At 40.8% G+C, this 23,245-nt stretch carries 19 protein-coding genes; 13 read left to right on the top strand and 6 right to left on the bottom strand.

Features of this window, described 5'->3' with window-relative positions; translation table 11 throughout:
• Nucleotides 1-170: 170 nt before the first annotated feature.
• A complete protein-coding gene (locus tag WDZ40_01170) occupies nucleotides 171-1,595 on the bottom strand; it encodes a lamin tail domain-containing protein (GenBank protein MEX0877456.1) in 1,425 nt (474 codons plus the stop codon).
• A 197-nt stretch (nucleotides 1,596-1,792) separates the two neighbouring features.
• On the opposite strand from WDZ40_01170, the gene WDZ40_01165 reads away from it, so the two are divergent.
• From WDZ40_01165 to WDZ40_01150, 4 genes are all read left to right on the top strand, one after another.
• On the top strand, nucleotides 1,793-2,146 hold the full coding sequence (locus WDZ40_01165) for a rhodanese-like domain-containing protein (GenBank protein MEX0877455.1): 354 nt from the start codon (nucleotides 1,793-1,795) through the stop codon (nucleotides 2,144-2,146).
• A gap of 30 nt (nucleotides 2,147-2,176) precedes the next feature.
• Nucleotides 2,177-2,395: a hypothetical protein gene (locus WDZ40_01160; protein MEX0877454.1), complete on the top strand. Its 219-nt coding sequence runs from the start codon at nucleotides 2,177-2,179 to the stop codon at nucleotides 2,393-2,395.
• Between the two features lie 151 nt (nucleotides 2,396-2,546).
• Entirely contained in the window at nucleotides 2,547-3,803 is a 1,257-nt protein-coding gene (gene serS / locus WDZ40_01155; protein MEX0877453.1) for a serine--tRNA ligase, read from the top strand.
• A gap of 257 nt (nucleotides 3,804-4,060) precedes the next feature.
• Entirely contained in the window at nucleotides 4,061-4,942 is an 882-nt protein-coding gene (locus WDZ40_01150; protein MEX0877452.1) for a hypothetical protein, read from the top strand.
• 191 nt (nucleotides 4,943-5,133) lie between these two features.
• On the opposite strand, the gene WDZ40_01145 is transcribed toward WDZ40_01150, so the two are convergent.
• Nucleotides 5,134-7,080, bottom strand: coding sequence for a glycosyltransferase family 39 protein (locus WDZ40_01145; GenBank protein ID MEX0877451.1), 1,947 nt, complete (start codon nucleotides 7,078-7,080; stop codon nucleotides 5,134-5,136).
• A 202-nt stretch (nucleotides 7,081-7,282) separates the two neighbouring features.
• Between WDZ40_01145 and WDZ40_01140 the strand changes: the two genes are divergently transcribed.
• The 3 genes from WDZ40_01140 (at nucleotide 7,283) to WDZ40_01130 (ending at nucleotide 11,679) form a co-directional block, all read left to right on the top strand.
• Entirely contained in the window at nucleotides 7,283-7,969 is a 687-nt protein-coding gene (locus WDZ40_01140; GenBank protein MEX0877450.1) for a GtrA family protein, read from the top strand.
• A gap of 180 nt (nucleotides 7,970-8,149) precedes the next feature.
• Nucleotides 8,150-9,274 carry a DNA repair exonuclease gene (locus tag WDZ40_01135; GenBank protein ID MEX0877449.1) on the top strand — a complete coding sequence of 375 codons (1,125 nt, stop codon included), beginning with the start codon at nucleotides 8,150-8,152 and terminating at the stop codon, nucleotides 9,272-9,274.
• A 242-nt stretch (nucleotides 9,275-9,516) separates the two neighbouring features.
• Complete coding sequence (locus WDZ40_01130) at nucleotides 9,517-11,679, top strand: AAA family ATPase (GenBank protein ID MEX0877448.1); 2,163 nt, start codon at nucleotides 9,517-9,519, stop codon at nucleotides 11,677-11,679.
• Nucleotides 11,680-12,207: 528 nt separating this feature from the next.
• On the opposite strand, the gene WDZ40_01125 is transcribed toward WDZ40_01130, so the two are convergent.
• A complete protein-coding gene (locus WDZ40_01125) occupies nucleotides 12,208-12,948 on the bottom strand; it encodes a hypothetical protein (protein MEX0877447.1) in 741 nt (246 codons plus the stop codon).
• Between the two features lie 348 nt (nucleotides 12,949-13,296).
• Between WDZ40_01125 and rplU the strand changes: the two genes are divergently transcribed.
• Nucleotides 13,297-13,743: a 50S ribosomal protein L21 gene (gene rplU / locus WDZ40_01120; protein MEX0877446.1), complete on the top strand. Its 447-nt coding sequence runs from the start codon at nucleotides 13,297-13,299 to the stop codon at nucleotides 13,741-13,743.
• 106 nt (nucleotides 13,744-13,849) lie between these two features.
• On the opposite strand, the gene recR is transcribed toward rplU, so the two are convergent.
• Nucleotides 13,850-14,455, bottom strand: a complete 606-nt coding sequence (gene recR, locus WDZ40_01115) for a recombination mediator RecR (protein MEX0877445.1) — start codon at nucleotides 14,453-14,455, stop codon at nucleotides 13,850-13,852.
• A gap of 151 nt (nucleotides 14,456-14,606) precedes the next feature.
• Nucleotides 14,607-16,013: a replicative DNA helicase gene (gene dnaB / locus WDZ40_01110; protein ID MEX0877444.1), complete on the bottom strand. Its 1,407-nt coding sequence runs from the start codon at nucleotides 16,011-16,013 to the stop codon at nucleotides 14,607-14,609.
• Between the two features lie 170 nt (nucleotides 16,014-16,183).
• Between dnaB and WDZ40_01105 the strand changes: the two genes are divergently transcribed.
• Nucleotides 16,184-17,005, top strand: coding sequence for a hypothetical protein (locus WDZ40_01105; GenBank protein MEX0877443.1), 822 nt, complete (start codon nucleotides 16,184-16,186; stop codon nucleotides 17,003-17,005).
• 109 nt (nucleotides 17,006-17,114) lie between these two features.
• Here WDZ40_01105 and cysS read toward each other — a convergent pair whose 3' ends face one another.
• Nucleotides 17,115-18,509 carry a cysteine--tRNA ligase gene (cysS, locus tag WDZ40_01100; protein MEX0877442.1) on the bottom strand — a complete coding sequence of 465 codons (1,395 nt, stop codon included), beginning with the start codon at nucleotides 18,507-18,509 and terminating at the stop codon, nucleotides 17,115-17,117.
• 306 nt (nucleotides 18,510-18,815) lie between these two features.
• Between cysS and WDZ40_01095 the strand changes: the two genes are divergently transcribed.
• The 4 genes from WDZ40_01095 to WDZ40_01080 all read left to right on the top strand — a co-directional run bounded on the left by WDZ40_01095 (nucleotide 18,816) and on the right by WDZ40_01080 (nucleotide 23,109).
• Complete coding sequence (locus WDZ40_01095) at nucleotides 18,816-19,655, top strand: hypothetical protein (protein MEX0877441.1); 840 nt, start codon at nucleotides 18,816-18,818, stop codon at nucleotides 19,653-19,655.
• A 166-nt stretch (nucleotides 19,656-19,821) separates the two neighbouring features.
• Nucleotides 19,822-20,391, top strand: coding sequence for a nucleotide exchange factor GrpE (locus WDZ40_01090; GenBank protein MEX0877440.1), 570 nt, complete (start codon nucleotides 19,822-19,824; stop codon nucleotides 20,389-20,391).
• Nucleotides 20,392-20,502: 111 nt separating this feature from the next.
• On the top strand, nucleotides 20,503-22,476 hold the full coding sequence (gene dnaK / locus WDZ40_01085; GenBank protein MEX0877439.1) for a molecular chaperone DnaK: 1,974 nt from the start codon (nucleotides 20,503-20,505) through the stop codon (nucleotides 22,474-22,476).
• A 177-nt stretch (nucleotides 22,477-22,653) separates the two neighbouring features.
• Nucleotides 22,654-23,109 carry a hypothetical protein gene (locus WDZ40_01080; protein MEX0877438.1) on the top strand — a complete coding sequence of 152 codons (456 nt, stop codon included), beginning with the start codon at nucleotides 22,654-22,656 and terminating at the stop codon, nucleotides 23,107-23,109.
• Nucleotides 23,110-23,245 lie beyond the last annotated feature (136 nt).

Below are 23,245 nucleotides of genomic sequence, written 5' to 3'. Positions count from 1 at the left end.
AGAGCCAATGACAACCAAAGTAAGAAATATATTGCCCATAAAAACAAAACAGTAACACAAGGGCAAGAATTGTAGTTCATTTTAACAAAAACCCCCATATCGGGGGTTTTTCTTTTCCGGTAAAAACCGGGCCAAGATTTGTGGTGAACGCTAATCTGCTGAATTTATAATTACTGCGATATTTTTTTATATAAAATTAAGAATCCTGTTCCTCCAATCAGGGCTATAAAGATTCCTAAGATAACGGGTAAAAAACCACCTCTTCCTGTATTGTCCCCGCCTATTTGGGCTGAAAATTCTTCTGCTGTTAGTGTTTTATTGTCTGTATAGGAGTTTTCATCCGAAGAATCTTGTCCTGCCTGCCCGCCCTTTGGCGCGGAGCCTGCCGAAGGATCATCGTTTATATTTCCAGTTTTTGTTGCGGTTGCAGTACTTTTTTTTGTCGCCTGTTTCTTGTCACTTGTTGCCGGACTCGGCTCCTGGTTTGCGTATCCTGGCGTCGCGTTGTCTGTCCATGTCCAGTTTCCGGCTACAAGCGCGTAAGAGGTTCCCTCGTCAGCTTTTTCAAAATATTCTACTTCATCTGCTATTGAATTATCAGGGTAAAGCAGGCGTACCGCATCGGGTTGGGTATTATGCAAAGAAATTTTTGTGAGTTTTATTGAAAATACTCTGTATTCACTGGGAAGCACAGTTGTGCCATTAGGAAATTCAAATGGTTTTGAACCGCCCTCTATATCATCTAAAAACCAACCTGAAATATCTATGATGCCCTCTCCCGTGTTGTAAAGTTCTATCCATTCGTTTTCTGAGTCACTTCCTTCAGGATTTGGGATAAATTCGGATATTATAACATCTTTTGTTTTGGTAAATTGAGGTTCGCTTGGTTCTTCTGTTTCTGGTTGCTCTTCTTCTTGCGTTTCCTCAGGCTCTGGCTCAGATGCAGGTTCTGGTTCAGGTTCGGGTTCCAGTTCCGAGGTTGACTCAGGTTCTTCCTGTGGTTCAGGTTCTGGCTCGGGTTCAGGCTCTTCTTGCGATTCCGATTCTGTTGAAGAATTTTGGGCTTTTGGCGTCCCACCCACAGGGCCTGTTTGCCAGGTTCCGCTTTCCGTTCGTTCCATGGTAGCTTTTGTATCATTGTTGCCGGCGGGCCAGCCTTCAATCGCGTTTACTTCATCAATGATATTATTTCCTGCATCCTCTAAGGTTAAATGTTCGCCACTCGGAAGATTTATTAAGCCATTCCCGCCCCAAGGCGTAGGTTCTTGGCTGGCAGGCACAGTAGGTACAGTTGTATCATCTGTTCTTTCTATTAAGTAGTATGAATTAGCTTTTATTATGTCCTCAAGAGGTTCAATTAAAGTATCTCCCGAGTCTTCGTAAATTCCCCAGCCTGTGATGTCTATATCGGAATTAGTTGTATTATATAGTTCAATCCACTCATCTGCCGGAGAGTTTTCTGTTCCCATCCATGCAATTTCATTTATAACAACCTCCCCAACTTCAGCTGCATGCGCCTCGTTCCACAAGTAAAAAAACACGCCTGTAGCTATCAGAAGAAATAATATAGCTGTAATTATACAAGGTTTACACATCGGTAAATAGAGATTCTTACTTTGTAACTTTATCTGGTAGTAGGGTATCAGAAAATAAGTTTGTTGAAAAGTTTACATAACTAATATTTTGGTTTATAACAATTTAATTTTCATTTTTTTAAATATCTTATTCAGGGTTGCGAACGACCTTCCATCTGGTTTATACTGAGTATATAAAATTAATACACTTTTTATTTATGGCTGATTATAAAATAGTTTCCGCGCAAGAACTTAAAAACAAGCTTGATTCCAAAGAGGATTTTCTTTTGGTTAATGTGCTTTCAGCATCCTCTTTTGAAGGCATGCGCATTCCGGGCTCAGTTAATGTAGATGTACACGAAAGCGGGTTTGTTGAAAGAATGGAAAAAGTTACAGAAGGGGACAAAGATAAGGAAATAATAGTACACTGCTCATCCGCAACATGTCAGGCATCTCCTTCTGCAGCGCGCAAGCTGGTAGAGGAGGGGTACACAAATGTGGCGGATTTTGAGGACGGACTTGCCGGCTGGAAAGAGGCAGGATATCCGCTTGAGGGGGTAATGGTGGAATAAGTAATTTTATACTAAAACTTAACTAACATCATGGCAGAAGAAATAGAATACAAAGGTTATAAAATAACATCTCAGTCGTATCAGGACGATGAAAGCGGAAAATGGGTTCCAAGCGTTTTAATAGTGCCCATGGATGAAGCTCAAAATTCCGAAATGCCCATGAGTTGGGAGAGGGAGTTTGATGAACAGGCAGAGGCTGATGATTTTGCTTTGGAAGGCGCTCAGTTTTATGTAGATTCATATTATTAAAGCTCGCTTCGCGAGCTTAGAACTCGCGCTCCACGCTCGTTCAAGTATACAGTATTTAGTATATAGTATTAAGCAAAGCTAATTATAAAGCACCCCTGTATACTAAATACTGTATACTTTATACTTTTCGTGAGGCGGAGCCGAAACAATTATGCTGGATATAAATTACATACGCGAAAATCCAAAAGAAGTTGAAAAAGGCGCCAAAGTAAAAGGCGTTATTATTGATGTAAAAGAAGTTTTAAAACTGGATGAAGAATACAGAAATATTTTGCAGCAAGTTGAAGAGCTGCGTTCTAAAAGAAACGAACTTTCTAAGCTTTTAGCGGATAAAGATAAAAGAGAAAAGCATTTAAAAGATGCTGAGAAATTAAAAAAAGAGCTTAAGGAAAAAGAAGAAAAACTGAATGAAATAAAAAATTCTTTAGATAAGCTTTTGCTGGCTATTCCAAATATGCCTTTTGGGGATGTTCCCGTGGGCAAAGATGATACCGAAAATGTTGTAGCCCGTAAAGAAGGTAAACTGCCGGAGTTTGATTTTGAACCCAAGGATTATATGGAAATAGCGGCGCAACACGATTTAATAGACACAGAGCGGGCCGCGAAAATATCGGGAACCCGTTTCGGATATCTTAAAAACCAGGCTGTTAGGCTTGAGTTCGCGCTTGTGAATTTTGCAATGGACACCTTGATGGAAGAAGGTTTTACACCAATAATACCTCCTGTTCTTGTTCGTCCTGAATTTATGGACAAGCTCGGATATACCACTCAGGGAGGAGAAGAAGATATATACCACCTTGAAAAAGACGACATGTATCTTGTGGGAACATCAGAACAGTCAGTTGTTCCTTATTTTGCAAACGAGGTCTTGAATGAAGCCGACCTGCCTAAGAGATTTGTGGCCTTTTCAACTTGTTTTCGCCGCGAGGCCGGTTCTTATGGAAAAGATACCAGGGGAATATTAAGAGTGCATCAGTTTGATAAGGTAGAGATGGTATCTTTTGTGCATCCTGAAAAAAGCAGGGAAGAGCACAGGTTCTTACTTTCTCTGGAAGAGGGGTTTATGAAGGCATTAGAATTACCGTATCAGGTTGTAGATATATGTACAGGAGATACAGGATTTCCTATGGCACAAAAATTTGATATTGAGGCATGGGTGCCGAGCGAAGGCAAGTATCGCGAGACGCATTCAACAAGTAACGCGACAGATTTTCAGGCACGTAGGCTCAATATTAGATACAAAACAAAGGAAGGAAACAACACCGAATTTGTACACATATTAAATGGCACAGCATTTGCTGTAGGGCGCATACTTATTGCCCTGCTTGAAAACCATCAACAGGCTGATGGTACTGTAAAAATACCAAAAGCGCTCCGGAAATATGTTGATTTTAGTAAAATTGGGTAGAAGATAATTCGTGTCTGGGGTTTATGTTTTCTCACACGCTGCCATTCACTCACTTTGGCAAATACAGCCTAGTTCATTTAACGGAAAAACGATAGCTACCTTTTGCTTATAGTAAAAGGTAGGTCTTACGACAAAATCGTTTTTCCTACTCACTTCGGGTATTTGCACAAAGCTCCCTCATTCCCGTCCACCTCGGCAAGCCTCAGGCGAGACGGGCTTACGACGTTTAAAAACATAAACCCCAGACACGAATATTTATGGCATTTAAAAAGAAAAACAAAAGAGTTAAGAATTTTGATGCTGTTATAAAAAATAAAAACCCTCGGAAGCGGAAGCGCAAGAGGGTTTCTTTTGTGCGTAAATTTATTTTTACAAAGTATTTTGTGGTGGTTTCAATTTTTTTAGTAGTCGTAGCAGTTCTTGTTTATTATTTTTTATTCTCAGGCGAGTTTGAAATTAAAGAAGTAAGTATAAATGGTGTAAATGAAGAGCTCGCAAGTAATTTAAAGGCATATTATGAGAAAACAGCGGAAGAGAAAGTACTCGTTTTTTTAAATCGTAACAATACCATTCTTTTTCCTAAAAATAAGTTTGAAGTAGGCATCTTAAGGGATATTCCAAAAATAAAAAGCGTGGATGTAAAACTAAGCCCTCCTAACGCGCTAAACATAGAAGTAATCGAACGAAAACAAAAAGGAATATGGTGTAATTACGCCGGCAACCCTGCCGTGGCGCCTTGTTATTTTTATGACACAGAAGGGTTTGTATACGAAGATGCACCGGGAGTTTCCAGAGGGTCTATTATTGTTGCTATACGCGACACAAGGACACCGGATGTCACGCTTCCTCAGCAGGTCTTAGATACAGAGACGTCCGATTACCTGGATAAATTAGTAGAAGCGCTTGAGATTGCGTATAACAGGCCCACACATGTAACCATAGAAGAGTGGAACACCATAAAGGTACATTACTCGGATTGGGATATATATTTTTCGCGCTCTAATCCTGTAATAGAATCAGTTGAAAATTTTGTACTGGTTTTGGATGAAAAAATAGGAGCAAGAGTGAATGAGCTTGAATATATAGACCTTAGGTTAGGAAACAAGGTTTTTTATAAATGGCAGGGAGGCGCAGAATAAAAATAAATTTTTATTCTCGCCGAGTGAACCGTTTATATACTTGCTATATAAATACAAAAATGCAGAGTCAGAGGTTGAAGAAACAGAATAAAAAAACACCCTGATTCTAATACAATTAGTTCCTAATTTAAAAAGGCGAGCATTAGCTCGCCTTTTTTGTTTACTAAAAGCTAATAGCTAAAACCTAAAAGCTATTCCCCAGGTATGTAATAGATAAATATTGAGTGTCCTATAATCTCTACCGGTTCATACTCTTCTATCCATCTGTAGTGTGTTGTGCTTCCCTGGAATCCCTTAGTGGGTATTCCTCGCCCATTCATCATTAGTGTTCCTGAAACCGCAATCCATCCTTCGCGTTCTCCCGGGTCAAATGGGTTAAATCTTTCATACTTGTTTCCCAGGAAATACTCAGGGCTGGATCCGCCAAAATAATCAACTTTTATCTTTTCAATATTGTTTTTTTCTACATATTCCTGCAACCCGTACATATCCTGCCCCCAGTCCAGGTTTGAATCTACAACGTACTTGTGCCCATTTGCAGGTCCGCCAACAAGTTCGTTGAAGTAAGCAAGCATGTGTGGAAATGCCGAAAGAGAACTCAGTATGTACCAGAGTAAAAGAATAGCTATGACTCCTCCCTTTGTCCATTGCTTCATTATGGTTGAAAACACAGATTTTATTTGCTCAAGCAGTGGAAGCCCTTTTAGGTTTATTCCGGGGTGCAGCCATCTGTGTAAAATTCCGGCTAAAACTATGTATATGAAGGGAAATGTTGGCAGAACATGGCGCACACCAATATTTAGATTTCCTATAATACTTACAAACCAGTAAAAGAATATAAAGAAAAGGAAAGAAGTTTCAAGAAAGTATTTGCTTATCCATTCGCTCTTTACGTCTATAATTTTTTTGAGCTTTTCCTTTACTCCTGGTAGATTTTTTGTGGTTGTGTTTATCTGTCTAAAGAATGCAATAAATACAGCAGATGTTGCTATGCTTAGCAGTATAAAGAGAGCGGTAGGCTCTTTAAGGAAGAAGACAACAGGAAAGTAGCTTAGCCACGCGCTTTCGGCGACATCACCCAGATAGTAAACGGTGTTTCCTCCCGCAACACGCTGGAACACCATAAGGTGTCCGAGGAAGAATTGCGCGTAAGGGCGCAACACAGGGTTTTCAGCCATGGTTACAACAACTGCGGGAATTCCGCTGGGTCCTACTCCTTGTGCTGCTGAATCAGGATTCGTGTTCCATGGATGGCTGTTAAGTGTCCATATCGTGTCTGCAACCTGCCGCTCTACGGGGTAATTTGATACTGTGTACGCGTATACAGGATACACAACAATAAGTCCAATTATGCCTATAAGCATAAGTTTTCCAAAATAAAGCATTACTCTGTTAAGGGTTTGCAGGGACCAAACTTTGCCTTGCCTGTCTTTGAAAACAACCCACATTATTACCGCTACTGTGAAAAAGGGAACAATTAAAATAAGTGAGAACTTCATTAGCTGGGCAATTCCAAATGCCACACCTGCCCAGATGAGATTCTTCCTATTTTGGTTATATAAATATTTAAAGAAGAAATATGAAGCAAAAATAAAAGCGAAAGCAGCTCCGGCGTCCGTAGTTACAAGAGGGCCGTGCGCTAAAAATGTCGGAGAGAAAACAAAAAGAGTTAGGGCAAAAAGACCTGCAGTGCTTCCGTATAACTGCCTTGCCCATATGAAAATAAGCACGCCTATAAGAAGGGTAATAATAGTTGGCCCAAGCCTGCTCCAAAACATTATTTGGCGCGGGTCATTTCCTTGCCAGTGCAGAAATTCACTTCCTCCCGACCATTGTCCGTTAATGTCCTCGACCCAGGACTGCCGCCCCTCTATAAAATTAACATCTTGAAACGCGAGTGGTAGACCCGCCGCCATTTTAATAAGCGGGGGGTGTTCGGGATTTAGTCTATAATCCCTTTTTGCAACATACGCGTATCCTGCTACAATGTGTGGCGATTCATCCACAATAGTGGATGTTTTACTGCTTTCCACCATCATTAATAGCCCCATTGTTCCCAAAAGCAGGGTGGCTATTAGTATTGAAGCGGAAAATTTTTTAGTTTTTTCCATAGATATTTCTCCTTTAAAGTAACCCATATAGTATGTATTTGTTACCCTTTTTACATGTGGGCAACTATTTAGTTTATTAACTTCATTGTACACTTTAATATGTGCTATGATAATAAATATAAGTTAAATTTATCCCCATTTCGGTAAATTCAATGTAAAACTTGTTTTACATTCTTCTCAGGTTTGTTTAAATAAATTTTATCCTGAGCTGTACCGAAGGATTATCCCCATGCAAGAAAAAACTCAAAATCAAGAAGATGTTAAATCAAAAAGTGTACACTTCAATAGGGCAGACATAGTAGGAAGTTTAGTTATAGGAGAGGCCATAGCGTGGCTTTTGTTTGTAGTAGGTAGTGTGAATGTGGCAGAAATGCCTCTTCCCGCGGGTGTTGTAACTACGTTTTCAACGTTACAGGGAGCTTTAATGCTCGCGGTTGTTTTACCCATTTTAGCTGTTGCGGGTATGTACTCTGCGTATTTTATAGCTAAAAAAGTAGCTATTTTATACCAGGCTGCAAAATTTGCTATGGTGGGAGCTTTAAATACATTTTTAGATCTCGGTGTTTTAAACCTACTTATACTTGTTACAGGAATTAGCGCGGGCACCATGTTTAGCGTGTTTAAAGGAGCATCTTTTATAGTTGCGGCTTTGAACAGTTACGCGTGGAACAAGTGGTGGACATTTGAAAGCAAGCAAGAAAAGATCGGAAAAGAATTTACTCAATTTATGTCTGTTAGTGTTATAGGATTCTTTTTGAATGTTGGTACAGCAACCTTGACCGTGAATGTTGTAGGTCCGCAATTTGGAATTACCCCAAAACTATGGGCAAGCATAGGAGCGCTTTTGGGAACTGTGGTTGTTTTTGTCTGGAACTTTGTAGGGTATAAGTTTTGGGTTTTTCGAAAAGATTCTTAGCGAGGCACGAGCTTAGCATCTTTCGACCGAGCACTCAGTATGTATGATTGGAATATCTGCAAGTAATCGCGAAACTTGTTTTAAATTTTTTTACAGCTGTGTACACTGAGTGCTCGGTTCTATAATTTACAGCCAATCGGTGCTCATTAATTAAAATTAATTCGCCCTCTTGGGCAAATTATGAAATTTCTACATACTTCTGATATTCATTTAGGCGCTAAGTTTGAAATACTTGGCGAGAAAGCAAATGAACAGCGTGAACAGTTAAGACAGACCTTTTCCGATATTGTGAACCTCGCGATAAGCGAAAAGGTTAACCTGTTTTTGGTTGCGGGAGATTTGTTTGATTCAAACCACCCCTCCCAAAAGAATATAGACTTTGTAAAAGGCGAGTTTGCGCGTCTAAATACCGCCGGTATTAGAGTGTGCCTTATACCCGGTAATCACGATTTTAAACTCGGAGACAAAAAAGACTTAGGCAAGCATTTTTCCGGTCTTGAGAAAGAGGGTGTATTTTTGTTTACCGACTCAGAGGGCACTAAGACCTATTTTGAAGATATAAATACAGAGGTATATGCCAAAGCTAATACGACCAACAAGTCAGCTGAAAGCCCAATGGTAAAAACAGATAACCAGCGCCAAGCTGAAAAGATTATTATGGCGCATGGTGGAGTTGTGGGACAAGCAAAGAGTCCCGATTGGCCAATTAGTTCAAAAGAGATAGAAGAAAGCGGAGCTGATTATGTCGCGCTTGGAGACTGGCACTCTCTTAGAGAAGAAAGCAAAGGAGGTGTTACAGCGTATTACTCCGGTTCTCCTGAGATGTTGTCCATAAGCCAGAGTGGCGCCGGTTATGTAATAGTTGGCACTGTAGAGTATGGTGTTACAGATGTTAAGCCGGTACAAATAGGAGCCCGCGAGGCAAAAGAGATTGAGATAAACATTGAGGAGATAGAAGATGCGGCTGAGATAGCGCGCAAAATAGAAGAGTACGCGGATGATAATCTTATTTTTACCGCAAACATAACAGGCACTAATCGGAATAAGATTGTAGTTAATGTTGATGCGATTGAGGAAGACCTCGGGGGTAAGTTTTGGCGCTTGCGCGTACAAAACAAAAGCCGCATGCTCGCAAATGAGACCGGCGCTTCACCTGAACATTCTTCCATATTAATAAGCGGACAGTTTGTGGAACTTATGGAAGAAAAAATAAGTAACGCGAAAGATGAAGAAGAAAGGAAGCTATATGAAGAGGCGTTGCAACTGGGTTTGGAGGCATTTTATGACCCGGATGTAATAACTTGACTTAATGAGCGTAGCGAATTTAGTAAGTTATTACCCCGCCCTTATTTTGCTTCGTATAAATAACTAAAGCGGGATTATGAGTTTAAGTGAGTTAAAATCCCGCGGCGCTGTGCCCGCATAGGGCAGGGGCTATTCGCCCCTTGCGCCGCTAGGGTGTACAAGGCAAAATAAGGGCGGGGTGCTCATAATTGCAACCACTCGCGCGGCGCAACAAGTTGCTTGCCTTTGCGGGCAATAATGGCATGTATATTAAATCCTTACAATTAAATAACTTTAAAAAATTTAGGGATACTAAAGTGGATTTTCCCGCGGATATTACTGTTTTGAAAGGAAACAACGAAGCGGGTAAATCAACCGTGCGTGAGGCGCTTGTAGCCGCCTTATTTTTTGACCCCACATCTTCAAATGTTCCCCAGTATATAAAAGATCACCAGAGCTGGCATACAGAAGATCTTTATCAGTTGAATATTTCTTTTGAGTCAGGCGGTGAAAACTATATTTTAGAGAAAGATTTTGAAAAACAGCGCGTATTTTTGAAAAATATAGATGGCGATATTTTGTCTCATGATTTTAGAGAGGTTTCAGCCAAGTTAGAAGAATTAGGCGGTTATTCCAGTAAAGAGCTGTTTGGTAATTTGTCTGTGATTTTTAGAGATAGTCTTATTTTAGACAGTAAGGATAAGAAAAAAATAGTTGAGCGCATGCGTGATATGGTGGCAGGCACATCAAGCGGTGCTTCCATATCGCAGATATTAAAAAAGTTAAAAAAAGGGTTTGAGGACCTCACAAAAGGGCTTGACGCGTCCCGCCCGGTTAAGCGCGAGAATTACGGAAAAATTAAAATGATTGAGGAGAATATAAAAGAGTTACGCGGCAATCTTGATGATATGAAAAAACGCCTTAGCGAAAAAGAGCAGGCTCAGGTAATATTTAAAGAATTTGAAGAAAAGCTCAATGGTCTGGAAAAAGAAAAAGATCTTGCTCAGCGTGAATACGATGCCAACAAGCAGTATTTTATTGCTTTGCAAGAGTCAGAAAAAGTAGGAAAGGAGTTGGACAGCGTTCTTGAAGATGTAAACGCGTTTGACATACTTAGCAAAGAGGCGCAAGAGCTGCAGTCTAAAATTAAAGAAACTAAGCCTGTTACAGATAAGGAGTTGGAAAGAATGGAAGATGCAACAAGCAAGATAAGGCTTAATCGTGACAGGCTTGAGGAGCTAAACTCACGGATATCGGAACTTAAAGACCACAAACTTACAAAGTATTACCCTTCCGCGCGCCTAACTTTTGGTGTGAGTTTTGCGCTTATATTACTGGGTCTTTTGGGTTTCGTTTTTAAAGTATTTTTTGTCTCTTGGATTTTACTGGGATTGTTTGCAGCGTATATGTTTATATCCGGAAAATATTCGGAATCGGTAGGTTTAAAAGATCTTGAGGGGGAAAAGGAGAAAAGAGAAAAAGATCTAAAGGAATATGAAAAAGAACTTGAAGGGATGCTTTCAGAATTTAATTTGGAGAGTCCGGCACATGCACATGAGCATAATAAGCACATACAAGAAATGAAACTCCGGCTTGAAAGTATAGATAAACAGCAAAAAACTTTATTACGCGGAAAAGACATAAAGCAATTTCTTCAAAAAAAGAAAGAACTTGAGCGTCAGCTTGGAATAGAACAGGCGAAAATAACAGAAGAGCAAAAAACAGAGCCCCCAACTACGAAACGGCAACATGAACTGGAGCGCCAACTTGAAGAGTTGGATAAGGAAATAAAAAAGACGAATAACAAATACCTGGAAGCAAAAGCGCGCCTTGAGGGACAAAATATATCACAGGAGGACATAACAGAGACAGAAGAAAAAATATCTGCTCTCAAAACATCTTTGGAGCGTTTAAAGCGCCGGGCCGAATTATATGTGGTAGTGAAAGACGTTTTGCAGGAGGCTCAGTCCCGCTCTCTTAAAAAAACACGCGAAGCCCTGGAACGCATGATGTCAGAGTATATAGGGCAGATAACCTCTGAAAAATATACGGAGGTACGGCTTGACGACGAATTTAACCTGGAGGTATTTAGCCCCGAAAAAGATGATTATGTGGATGTTAGTGTACTTTCAACCGGGGCTATTGACCAGCTCTACATAGTTAGTCGTTTTGCTTTTGTACAACTTTTATATAATCCCTCTATCCCGGGACAGACCGGGGCGGATACACAAAACACAGATGGCGTGGAGGGCTTAAAATATTTACGCCGACCCGTAATGCTTTTGGACGACCCATTTGTTAATTTTGACGAGGAAAGAAAAGATAATATGCGGCATGTACTTAAGAGATTATCCCATGATTTTCAAATAGTTTTGTTTACCGCATCGCCAGGTTATGACACTTGGGGTGCGGTGGTAGAGATTTGATTTTTAGTTTTGTAGATTTTTAATGCTTGTCAGTTTTCCAAATACTCCGATTTTTGCACACGGGTCCGGCCCTCTCTTTAAAATACAGAATTCATTTAGCGGAGTGAATATTTTCCATAGCCTAGGCCTGAAGAGTGAAATGCACAGATGTGCATGAGCGATGAAAACAAAGGATATGGAAAATATACACCCGCCCTTCGGGAAGCACAGGAATGAGCCATCTCCTTTGTCGCTCGGGCATTGAAGTAGATAAACTACTCCTTTACCCTCGCTTCGCGAATCTGACTCATTCCTGTGCTTCTAAAGCGTATTTTGTATTTTAAAGAGAGGGCTCATCCCCAGCGAGGATTTATGCCCTCACTCTCGGCGTCACTCTTTTTTAACACGCCAACGCGTTGGCGTGTTAAAAAAACGATGCCCGCTCCGCCTGCGAGATGGTTTAAAACCGGATATTTGGAAAACTGTTCACAGAAGGCCTGATTCCGCTAAAATAAAAACACCGCATTACGCGGTGTTTTTTTAAATGTGCTAATTGTTATAGAATTCGTAGGCATGTTTGTTTGGATCTAAGATGATTTCAAGCTCTTCTCTCAATTCTTTAAGTTGGGGGCTTTTTGTGAATTGTTTTGATTCTTCAAGTCCCTGTATTGCTTTTTTGAGACCTTCTTTATATGCGTTCATTTTTACAATTATTTTTTGCATGGCTTCATAATTGTTCATTATTTTGCCCAGCGTACCTATGTTTAAACCTGTTTTTTCACAAATTAACTCTCTAATATTGTGGTTCCACTCTCTTATTTTTGAAGGTTTTGCCCAGGTAAGGTCCCATTCCCCACTCTGCCGCATGTGCTCAAGGTTAAGCAGGTCTGCATAAAGAGCTTTTACTGCTTTTGCGGGTAAGTCTCCTGAAGATATTATTTCTGCAAGACGATTTTCATCATAGATCCTGACTTGCGTAATTTCCAACTTGCCGCCTGTATATTCTACAGAAAGCCTTAATGGCCAGGCGCTTCCGACCCATAAAAAAAGATTCCAGTGCAGTAAAAACCCTTCGCCTGCGGTTTCACCCGTTAAGTGGAATTTTTCTTGATTTTCTTCAACTCCTAAAACTTTCTCAAACAGGCTAAAAGCATTAAATTCTTTAGAGTGTTTTTTCAAAAAAAATGGTATATCTTCTTTTAGTATTTTCACCGCTTCTTCAGAGGTAATCTCTTCTTCCTGGTTTTTGTAGCAATTATGCTCGCAGCATTTTTCATTTTCCTGTGGCATCTTTGCCTCCTTCTGTCCCGACACAAAGTGTCGTGGACCTTGTCTTTTCCCACAACTCCATCCTCTGTTGGCAGCTTAAAACAGCAAACCTCAAAGCAGTCGTCTGGGAACCGATCTATCTCGCCATAGCTTTATGCATAGGCGGATATGTACTTGTTAAAGTACCGCAAATATAGTAACATAGGTAAAGTTAAATGCAAATCTTGCATTATTCTATAAAATGATTTATAGTTTACTAGTGTATAAGCTCGCTTTGCGAGCAGGTATCAGGTTTTAGCTTTTAGGTACTAGTCTAATACCTAACTCTTAATACTTAAAACCTACTTGTGAACGAAGTGAACAAGAATTATGAGTGATAAATTTGTAATTATAAAGACAGGGGGGAAACAGTATAAAGTTTCCGAAGGCAGTAAGCTTAAATTTGAAAAGCTTCCCGAAAAAGAGGGCAAGGATATTGAGTTTAAAGAAGTTTTGCTTTATGCCGATGGAAGGGGAGTAGATGTTGGTACTCCAAACTTATCCGGTGTCAGTGTTACCGGCCGTGTTGTAGAACATGGAAAAGGGGATAAAGTAATAGTTTTTAAGAAAAAGAAAAGAAAGCGCTACAGTAAAAAGAAGGGTCACCGCCAGCCGTATACAGAAGTAGAAATAACAGAAATACATAAAGGAGGTAGTCAGAAAACAGAAAACAGTAAACCTGCCTACGCCGAGGCTTCGGCAGGCAGGCAGGAAACAGTTAAAAAACCAGAAACCAAAAAAGTGGCACCCAAAAAGAAGGCAACAGCCAAGAAATAACCGCAGATCAATGCGGATCAAGCTGATAAAATACAGATAAAAAACCTCGCTTTAGCGAGGTTTTGCTTTCGGCATAAAATCCGCTAAATCAGCATGTATCAGTGGTTTATCTTCTATTCTCAAACGCATTCCTCAGTGTTTCTTCATCCGCGTATTCAAGTTCGCTTCCGGTTGAAAGCCCCCGCCCCAGGCGTGTTAGTTTCACCTCTGCACCTTCTATGTTTTTTTTGAACATCTCTTCAATGTACATTGTTGTAAAATTTCCCTCCCGGGTATTGTTTAGCGCCAGCACAACTTCCTTTATGTTGTTTTCATTTTTTACTTTTTTTAAAAATGTGCGTAATCTTTCTTTTGCTGCGTCACTCTTTCCTATTGGAGATATGTTTTCCCCTAAAACAAGATAGGTTCCATTAAACATTTTCGCATCTTCCATGGCTATAGCATCGCTTTCTTTTTCAACTATATAAATAATTGAGTTATCGCGTTTATTGTCAGAACAGACAACACATGAGGTGCTTCCCGAAGCCGGCAGGTAACATGTGTTGCATAAACCAACCTCTTTCGTAAGTGATTTTATCGCGTCTGCCATCCGTTCCAATTCTTCAGGTGGCTGCTTTAAAAGAAAAAAAGAAAAACGGCTCGCTTGGCGCGGACCTATTCCCGGGAATTTTTCAAAAATTTGTTGTAGTTCTTGTAAGGGTTTGGGTAACATAGATTTTGTGGCTAAGCCCTTTGGGCCGCCATCCCGGCCGTTAGGCCTAGGGATTCGGCTTCGCCTCACAAAACAGGTGCTAGGTATTAGGAGTTAGGTATTAGTCTAATACCTAAAAGCTAAAACCTGATACCTATAAAGCGAAGCGAACTTAACTCGGTATATCCCCGACATCTATCTCATCTTCGCTATCCGGCATTGGCGGCGGGGTATAGTTGGCGTACAACTTTTTGTCCAGGTTTTTGAATGACGCAGCTTTTCTGTCAAAAAATAACTCAACTTTTCCTGTTGGTCCGTTTCTGTGCTTTGCTATATGTATTTCTGCTATATTATCCTCTTCGTTTCGTACATCGCGGGATATAAATAACACAACGTCGGCATCCTGTTCTATGGACCCCGAATCTCTAAGATCTGAAAGCTTTGGCGTTCTGTCAGGTCTTTGTTCTACCGCTCGTGATAGCTGACTCAAAGCCAGAACAGGCACATTTAATTCTCGCGCAAGGGATTTTAGCGAGCGTGATATCTCGGTTATTTGTTGGACCATGTTATCACTTATGCTCCTGGGTTGGATAAGCTGGAGGTAGTCTACCACAAGCAGTCCTAAGCCGCGTTCCGCTTGCAACCTTCTTGCCATAGCGCGCATTTGAAGGACAGAGGATACTAGTCCGTCGTCAATGTAAACAGGGGCTTCTGATAGGCTTCCAAGAGCATTTTGTATCTTAGTAAAGTCATTGTGTTCTCCTTTGGAAGATAGCTTCCCCGTGCGAAGCCTCCAGAGGTCCACACCTGCTTCTGAGGCAATAAGTCTGTCTACTACCTGGTCGCGGCTCATCTCAAGACTGAATACACCGACTGGAACTTTTTGCTCAACAGCAACGTGGCGCACTATATCCATAGCTAAGGCCGATTTACCAAGAGACGGTCGGGCCGCGAGTATCACCAGGTCTGATTTTTGAAGCCCCGCGAGATAGTTGTCTAGGTCTGTAAACCCTGTAGGTACGCCGCGCATTATTCCTGAGTTTTTGTGCAGGTTGTCAATTCTTTCAAACGCTTCTTCAAGATTGTGTTTAAGCGGATAGAAACTCTGGGAATTTATTCTTTGGGATATTTGAAATACCTGTTTTTCCGCTTCGTCTAAAAGTACATCAACATCTTCGTCTTCTCTGTAACCCAGCTGTCCTATGTCGTATGATGCCTGTATCATCTTTCTGAGAAGAGATTTTTTGTGAACCAGGTCGGCATAGTGTGCAACATGCATTGCAGAGGGTACGGAATTCACAAGCTTGGTTAGAGCGCTTTTTCCGCCTATATCATCGAGCTTCTTTTTTTCCTTCAATTTACTGCTGACACTAAGTATATCAAGTGGCTGTCCTTTTTCAGACAGCTCCAGCATTGTTTCGTAAATTACCCCGTGTGTATTTAAGTAAAAATCGCTTGAGTTCAAAAGATCCGCCACTTTAAAAAGAGAATCCTTGTCCATTAAAATGGATCCGAGTACAGACATTTCTGCGTCAATATCCTGTGGTGGAAGGCGGTCGTTTTTGGAAGAGTTTGGCATGTTATATAAATGATACCATTAAGTTTTAGAAAAAATCTATTTCACTTGTGGTTAAGCTGTGGACAGCAATATTTAGATTGCACACTAAGATTATACACCAATACCTTTGTTGGTACAAAGCCCTCTTTTTGGGGGGAACAGTTAAGTGGTTTATATAGTATAATAAATATATGGAATCCGAGGTAAAAAACATAAAAGAAGGCATTGTTTTTGCAGCGCACAATCTTATGCGTGGGGTTTGGCTTGATGCACTTATAAGATACTACAAAAACTTAAAAGAAGAAGAAGGCCTCAGTGTTTTTTGCATACAGGAAAATGTAATACAAAATGGTGTAGCTCACATAGACAAGATAAGCCGGTCTTTGGGGGCAAATTATAAAAACTACTTTTTTAATGAATTTCCAAGTCCGGGCATCATATACGATTCTGATATGCTCGATTGTGTGGATCAGTTTTCTATAAAGCTTCCCGAAAAAAAAGAGTACTCAAGGATGGCAAAAATAGTTGCTTCAGAAAAAAGGCCTATGCAAAGATATGCCGCTGTTGCCCGTTTGCGCATGCGGGGAAGTGAGCCCTTTACTGTGGTGAGTCTTCACCTTACAGCGTTTGGTGGAAATAAATTAAGACAGCGGCAAATGGCTGCGATACAAGAGGAGTTGGGCAAAAGAGATATATCTAAGAGACTTGTTATATGCGGAGATACAAATCTGTTTGCGTGGACTAAGATGATGCACCGCCGCGCTATAAGTTCCGCTCTTAAGTTTTTTAATGTAAAAGATCCGCTTGGGCATGAACCTACATATTATTTTAGCCGGCTTTACGGCAAAGCGAAGTGGATACAAAAAGTTCCTTCATGGATGGGGAAAATAGGCATAGATATGCCAAGACATTACGACATTGTCGCGAGCGAGTTGCCATTTTTTAAATATGGCAAAGTTACCACTCCCGAGTCCGACCACGATCTTGTCTGGGCAAGATATGATGTAAGTTAAAACCGCTGATTTATGCTGATTTTAACAGATTCTATGCCGAAACCAAAAGCCTCGCGAATGCGAGGCTTTTTATCTGTATTTTATCGGCTTGATCCGCATTAATCTGCGGTTATTTCTTTTTAATTTGCGGTCCGTCTTCTGTGTCTTTTACGGTGTAGCCCGCCTCTTCTATTTTTTCTCTTAGTTCGTCTGCCTTTTCCCATTTTTTGTCTTCCCGCGCTTTTTCTCTTTTGTCCGCGAGGTCTATAATATCGGGCGGTATCTTTATGGCATTTTCCATCTTTTGCTCATCCACCATATTAAAGATGTTGTTTATAGTTTTGAGAAATTCCAAAACTATTTCTTTACCCTCCGCGCTTAAAGTTTCTTGTTTGTAAACAAAGCTAACAAGCCGAAACAGCTCTCCAAAAGCCTTGGGTGTGTTAAAGTCATCATCCAGATAATCCCAGAAATTACTCATTATTATAACAATCTCTTCTGTATCAGATGTCTCGTCTTTATTGATTTCAATATTTTTTAGGTTCAGCCAAAATTCCTCAAGGCGTTCTTCGTTGGATTTTGCCTCATCTAATCCTTCAGGGGTGTAATCAATAGGGGAGCGATAATGTTTAGTTGTAAAAAAAAGACGAAGAGTTTGGGGCGAATATTTTTTTAGAGTATCTTTTATTGTTGTAAAGTTATTTAGAGATTTTGACATTTTTTCTCCGTTTATTGTAAGAAACCCCGGGTGCATCCAGTAGTTAACAAGAGGTTCTTTGCCGCTTATTGCTTCCATTTGAGCAATCTCTGCTTCGTGGTGAGGGAATATAAGGTCTCGGGCGCCTCCGTGAATGTCATACTGCTCGCCTAAGTGTTTTTCGGTTATTGCGGTATCTTCAATATGCCAACCGGGACGTCCGTTTCCCCACGGGCTTGGCCATGTAGGCTCATCTGTTTTTTGGGAAGAGAACTTCCAAAGGGCAAAATCTCCCTTGTTGTGTTTTTTTATACTTTCGTCAATGCGGCTTGTGGCATCTTCAGCTGCAAGAGCGGTACGTCTTGAAAGCTTTCCGTAACCTGCGAATTTTAAAATGTCGTAATATATACCGTCACCTTCAATTTCGTAAGCTACCCCTTTTTCTAAAAGACGTTCTATCTGGGAGATAATTTCGGGAACATGGTCGGTTGCGCGCTGATATTCATCTATACTTGTAACACCTAAGGCCTCCATGTCTGTGTGGTACTCTTTTTCAAATCGTTTAGCAAGTTTTTTGGGTTCTTCTTTGTTTTCCGCGGCGCGATTTATTATTTTGTCGTCAATGTCTGTTATGTTTTGCAGGTATTTAACCTTATATCCTTTGTACCTAAGATATTTTACGAACATATCAAAAGCCACGTAAGTCCTTGCATGGCCTATGTGCGAGTAGTCATAAACCGTAGGTCCGCATACAAAAATTTGAAGGACTTTATCTTTAGGATAGTCCAGCTCTTTTTTTTGCCTGCTCAATGTGTCGTATATTTGCATGTTGCTTATATTTTAATAATTGTAGCATATCACAAATTTTTAAAGCATTCACAGTTTTTTAACGATTTAGGATAAAAATATATTGAGCCTGTCCCCACACCAAAGATTTTGGTGTGGGGACAAGTAAGAATATTGAGCTCACCGAAATATTAGCAGTATTGACACAAGAGTGCTAAATATAATAAAATAGTTGTTGTATGGATAGGTCTAATCGGAACGAACACCACAGCACATAAAAGATTGGATTTTATGTGCTGGGTCCTCTCTCAGGTTTTGTTGTGAAAAGTTTGTAAGCAAAATTTCTATATGAAGCAAGAACATAAATCTAATCGTAACGAACAAATTCTTCTGGACATTGTGGAGGAATACATAAAAACAGCGGAGCCTGTAAGTTCGCATCAGCTACTTGAAAAGTACAAGTATAATTTTAGCTCTGCCACACTGCGCAATATAATGGCAGTTTTGGACGAGTCTGGGTTTTTACATCAACCACACACATCCGCAGGTAGAATACCAACACGGAAAGCGTACCAGTTTTTTGTGGATAAAGTATCGCTTGGTTCCAGAGACCTGCCCACCGAAGCCTCGGCGAAGGCGGGGATGCCTGCCCGCCAAAGCACTGGCGAAGGAAAATCTGAGCGCCAAAAAGAGAAGAAGAGTTCAAATGTAAGTTCAAAGTTTAAAAAGGATTTGCGTGAGGCTATGCGCGAATCTCCCGATGCCGCGGCACACATGTTGTCCCGCCATTTAGCCGAGATGACAAACGCAATGGCATTTGCAGGACTTTTGAGTATTAACCATTTTTACAAAGAAGGCCTAAGGTATCTTTTGGATGAACCCGAGTTTATAACTACGGAAAATATACGTGATATAGTTGAATATGCCGATTCTCTTGAAAAAAGGCTTGATCAGTTGTACAAAGCTATACAGGATGATGTTAGGGTTTATATAGGAGATTTTAGCCCGCCTGCGCGCAACGCGCGGGCAGGTGATTCGGAGAAAGCCCTTCCTTTTAGCTTGATGGCTTTTACATCCGATTTTAATGGTTCAGAAAGAGGAGTGTTTGGCATAATAGGACCGATGAGAATGCATTACAACGAAAACCTACAGCTTCTTAGCGAGATAAGGAGTTTGTTTGAGGAATAAAAATTAAGCTCGCTTCGCCTGCCTGTGCGTTCCGCACGCAGACAGGCTCGCTTAAACCGCGGATTAATACGGATTGCAGCAGATTAATGCGGACAGCATCAGCATAGAATCCGCAAAAATCTGCATACATCAGCGGTTATTGTGAGGCGAAGCCAAAACAAAAACTATGGCAGAAGAAAAAAACAAAAAAGACGAATCAACAGATTCCGAGCAGGAAGGTTTTGATTATATAGTTGAGAATGTAGCCGACGATGTGGCTGAAGATATTAAAAAGATTCACAAAAAGATGAAAAAGGCTCAAAAGGAAGCGAAAGAGTATCTGGATGGTTGGCAGCGGGAGCGCGCGAATTTTGCCAACTATAAAAAAGAGATTCAAAAAACGATAGACGAATCAAAGAGGTATATAAAAGAAGATGCCGCGGAAAAACTCCTTGAGGTTGCAGATAATTTTGAGCTTATGATGCGCCACGCGTCAAAAGAAATTCAGGCAAGTGAGTGGTATACAGGAGTAGAGCAGGCATACAAGCAGATGACTGTTAAACTTAGAGAGATGGAAGTTCATGAGATAGAAGTTAAACCTGGCGATGAATTTGACCCGGCCATCCATTGGGCAGTTGAAGGAGAAGGGGATACGGTAGATGAGGTTATGCAAAAGGGATATTGGATGGGACATATCGCGGGCGGGGTTGAAGAAGGAAAAGTAGTAAGACCCGCAAAAGTAGTATTAAAAAAATAATTAAGCTCGCTTCGCTCACAGGTATTAGGTTTTAGCTTTTAGGTATTAGACTAATACCTAACCCCTAATACCTAGCACCTGTTTTGTGAGCGTAGCGAAAAAAAAGTTACTATGTCAAAAATTTTAGGAATAGATTTAGGAACAACAAACTCGGCAATGGCTGTCGTAGAAGGCGGCGAGCCGAAGATAATTGAGAACAAAGAAGGGAATCGCACGACACCTTCAATTGTAGCTTTAGCAAAGAATGGTGACAGGCTTGTTGGTCTTTTGGCAAAGCGCCAGGCGGTAACCAACCCCGTGAATACTATTTTTTCAGCCAAACGACTTATTGGGCGAAAGTTTTCTGATGCTGAGGCACAGGAAGTTATAAAGTCCGTACCCTTTGAGACAAAAAATGGGGACAAGGGGGAGGTGGAAATAAAGCTCGGAGATAAATGGCTGCGTCCGGCTGAGGTATCAGCTATGGTTTTGCAGAAATTAAAACAGGACGCGGAGGATCGTCTGGGAGAAAAGATAGAAGATGTAGTAATTACCGTTCCCGCATATTTTGATGATTCACAAAGAAAGGCAACAAAAGATGCCGGAGCTATTGCGGGCTTTAATGTAAAGCGCATTATAAACGAGCCAACAGCCGCCGCTTTGGCGTACGGTTTTAACAAGAAAAAAGATGAAAAAATAGTAGTCTATGATTTTGGGGGCGGAACTTTTGACGTCTCTGTTCTTGAAGTATCCGAGGATACCATAGAAGTAAAAAGTACAGGTGGAGACACACATCTTGGAGGCGAAGACTTTGACCGCGAAATTATGAACTGGATAGTAGAGGAATTTAAAAAAGTAGAAGGGGTAGACCTGTCAAACGATAATTTAGCCAAACAACGCCTTAAAGATGCCGCTGAAAATGCTAAACACGAGCTTTCCAGTACGACCGAGGCAGAGATAAACATTCCGTTTATAACAAGCGATGCTTCAGGACCAAAACATCTTAACTTAAAACTGAGCCGAGCGAAATTGGAAGAACTTGTAAGCGAATACATAAAGCGCGCTGAAGATAGAACACGCCAGACTGTAAAGGATGCCGGGTTTGAGCTTTCCGATATAAACGAGGTAATTATGGTGGGGGGTCAAACCAGAATGCCCGCCATTACAGAAAGTGTAAAGAATTTGTTTGGCAAAGAGCCTCATAAAGATATTAACCCCGATGAAGTAGTAGCGCTTGGCGCCGCTATTCAGGGAGGAATTATGGGCGGGGATGTAAATGCCATGCTATTGCTTGATGTAACCCCTTTAACTTTGGGAATTGAAACATTGGGAGGCGTACTAACCCCTCTTATTGAAAAAAACACAACCATCCCGACAAAGAAGTCGCAGGTGTTTTCTACCGCGGCAGACAGTCAGCCACAGGTAGAGATAAAGGTGTTTCAGGGTGAGCGTCAAATGGCTCAAGACAATAAATTGCTCGGGCAGTTCATGCTGGACGGTATTCCTCCCGCGCCTCGTGGCATGCCTCAGGTTGAAGTTACATTTGACATAGACGCAAATGGTATTTTAAATGTGAATGCAAAAGACAAAGCAACAGGAAAAGAGCAGTCAGTCCGGATTGAAGCTTCAAGCGGTTTAAGCGATGAAGAAGTTGAAAAGATGAAAAAAGATGCCGAAACTCACGAGGAGGAAGATAAAAAGAAAAAAGAGCTTGTTGATGCAAAAAATGAAGCAGAAACTTTAGCTTATGCCACAGAAAAATCTTTGAAGGAGCACGGAGACAAGGTAGACGAAAGCATAAAGACAGATATAGAAGAAAAAGTAAAAGCGCTTAATGGGGTACGCGCAAAGGAAGATGCTACATCTGAGGATATTAAAAAGGCAGTGCAGGAACTGAGCACTGCTTCACAAAAGCTGGGCGAAGAGATATATAAAGCCACACAGCAAGAGGCACAGAAGCAGGAAGACCAGGCGGACCACGAGGTAGGATCAGAAAACAGTGAACAGAAAACAGAAAACAGTTCTGAGGCGAAAGAGGGCGAATTTACAGAGGAAAACAAGGATGAAGAAGAAGACCCTTCGGATCCTGAGGATAAAAAGGAATAAACTAAAAAAGTTTCCCGTTTTGCGGGAAACTTTTTTATAAGTTTGGTGGTTTAAGCCACCAGCAGCAACTGCTGGTGGCTATAGGTTTAAAAGAAAGTTTGTCTGCCTGCCCGCTCCGCCGAGGGAGCGAGGCGAGCCGGCAGGCAGGGCTCCGCTTAAAATTAATTTGTAAAACATATGCAAGAAATAAAATATAAAGACCTCCCCAAGGAAATAAAAAAAGATGCTGATCTTGCTCAAGAAACCGCAGAGAAGCATGCTTATCCTCGGGATAAAAATACAAAAGTAGGGGCGGTTATTATTTCGGGCGATGATAGATTCCTGGGTGCAAATGTGAAAAGATGGTCGTGGAGTAACGGTACGTGTGCCGAAAGAATGGCGCTGGATAAAGCATTCTTTGATGATATAAAAAGTATAGACAGAGTAGTGGTCTATTCTACCTCTGATAAAAAACAAGGTGATAGTATTACTTCGCCCTGCGGGCCTTGCAGGGAAATGCTTTGGGAAGCAATAGGTGAAACAGAGCAGGGTGATGTAGATATTTATATGGTTAATAAAGCAAAAAGTTCCGCAACCATTGCTAAACTTTCAGAACTTTTACCTCTGGCATTTGAAGCAGAGAAAAATAATTAAACTAAAAATATATGCAAAATCAATCCAAAAATTAGACAGTGCCTATTTTTTTATTTTCAACTCTTCTTTAGTATAATTAATAAAATTAAGCTCGCTTCGCTTACCTCTTAAAACCTGAAACGTACGGATTTTGTAA

The sequence above is a fragment of the Candidatus Spechtbacterales bacterium genome (genome assembly GCA_040879145.1).
In the GTDB taxonomy this organism is placed as follows: Bacteria; Patescibacteriota; Minisyncoccia; order Spechtbacterales; family 2-12-FULL-38-22; genus JAWVZY01.
The sequence above is the reverse complement of the archived record's forward strand: the minus strand, read 5'-3'. Positions and strand labels throughout refer to the sequence as shown.

What these genes read in the sequence shown, in the direction of transcription:
- rplU (MEX0877446.1), top strand. Translation starts at nt 13,297, where the DNA reads ATGAGTGATAAATTTGTAATTATAAAGACAGGGGGGAAACAGTATAAA.
- WDZ40_01135 (MEX0877449.1), top strand. Translation starts at nt 8,150, where the DNA reads ATGAAATTTCTACATACTTCTGATATTCATTTAGGCGCTAAGTTTGAA.
- dnaK (MEX0877439.1), top strand. Translation starts at nt 20,503, where the DNA reads ATGTCAAAAATTTTAGGAATAGATTTAGGAACAACAAACTCGGCAATG.
- serS (MEX0877453.1), top strand. Translation starts at nt 2,547, where the DNA reads ATGCTGGATATAAATTACATACGCGAAAATCCAAAAGAAGTTGAAAAA.
- WDZ40_01095 (MEX0877441.1), top strand. Translation starts at nt 18,816, where the DNA reads ATGAAGCAAGAACATAAATCTAATCGTAACGAACAAATTCTTCTGGAC.
- WDZ40_01090 (MEX0877440.1), top strand. Translation starts at nt 19,822, where the DNA reads ATGGCAGAAGAAAAAAACAAAAAAGACGAATCAACAGATTCCGAGCAG.
- WDZ40_01140 (MEX0877450.1), top strand. Translation starts at nt 7,283, where the DNA reads ATGCAAGAAAAAACTCAAAATCAAGAAGATGTTAAATCAAAAAGTGTA.
- WDZ40_01130 (MEX0877448.1), top strand. Translation starts at nt 9,517, where the DNA reads ATGTATATTAAATCCTTACAATTAAATAACTTTAAAAAATTTAGGGAT.
- WDZ40_01105 (MEX0877443.1), top strand. Translation starts at nt 16,184, where the DNA reads ATGGAATCCGAGGTAAAAAACATAAAAGAAGGCATTGTTTTTGCAGCG.
- dnaB (MEX0877444.1), bottom strand. Translation starts at nt 16,013, where the DNA reads ATGCCAAACTCTTCCAAAAACGACCGCCTTCCACCACAGGATATTGAC.
- WDZ40_01160 (MEX0877454.1), top strand. Translation starts at nt 2,177, where the DNA reads ATGGCAGAAGAAATAGAATACAAAGGTTATAAAATAACATCTCAGTCG.
- WDZ40_01150 (MEX0877452.1), top strand. Translation starts at nt 4,061, where the DNA reads ATGGCATTTAAAAAGAAAAACAAAAGAGTTAAGAATTTTGATGCTGTT.
- recR (MEX0877445.1), bottom strand. Translation starts at nt 14,455, where the DNA reads ATGTTACCCAAACCCTTACAAGAACTACAACAAATTTTTGAAAAATTC.
- WDZ40_01080 (MEX0877438.1), top strand. Translation starts at nt 22,654, where the DNA reads ATGCAAGAAATAAAATATAAAGACCTCCCCAAGGAAATAAAAAAAGAT.
- WDZ40_01170 (MEX0877456.1), bottom strand. Translation starts at nt 1,595, where the DNA reads ATGTGTAAACCTTGTATAATTACAGCTATATTATTTCTTCTGATAGCT.
- WDZ40_01165 (MEX0877455.1), top strand. Translation starts at nt 1,793, where the DNA reads ATGGCTGATTATAAAATAGTTTCCGCGCAAGAACTTAAAAACAAGCTT.
- cysS (MEX0877442.1), bottom strand. Translation starts at nt 18,509, where the DNA reads ATGCAAATATACGACACATTGAGCAGGCAAAAAAAAGAGCTGGACTAT.
- WDZ40_01145 (MEX0877451.1), bottom strand. Translation starts at nt 7,080, where the DNA reads ATGGGTTACTTTAAAGGAGAAATATCTATGGAAAAAACTAAAAAATTT.
- WDZ40_01125 (MEX0877447.1), bottom strand. Translation starts at nt 12,948, where the DNA reads ATGCCACAGGAAAATGAAAAATGCTGCGAGCATAATTGCTACAAAAAC.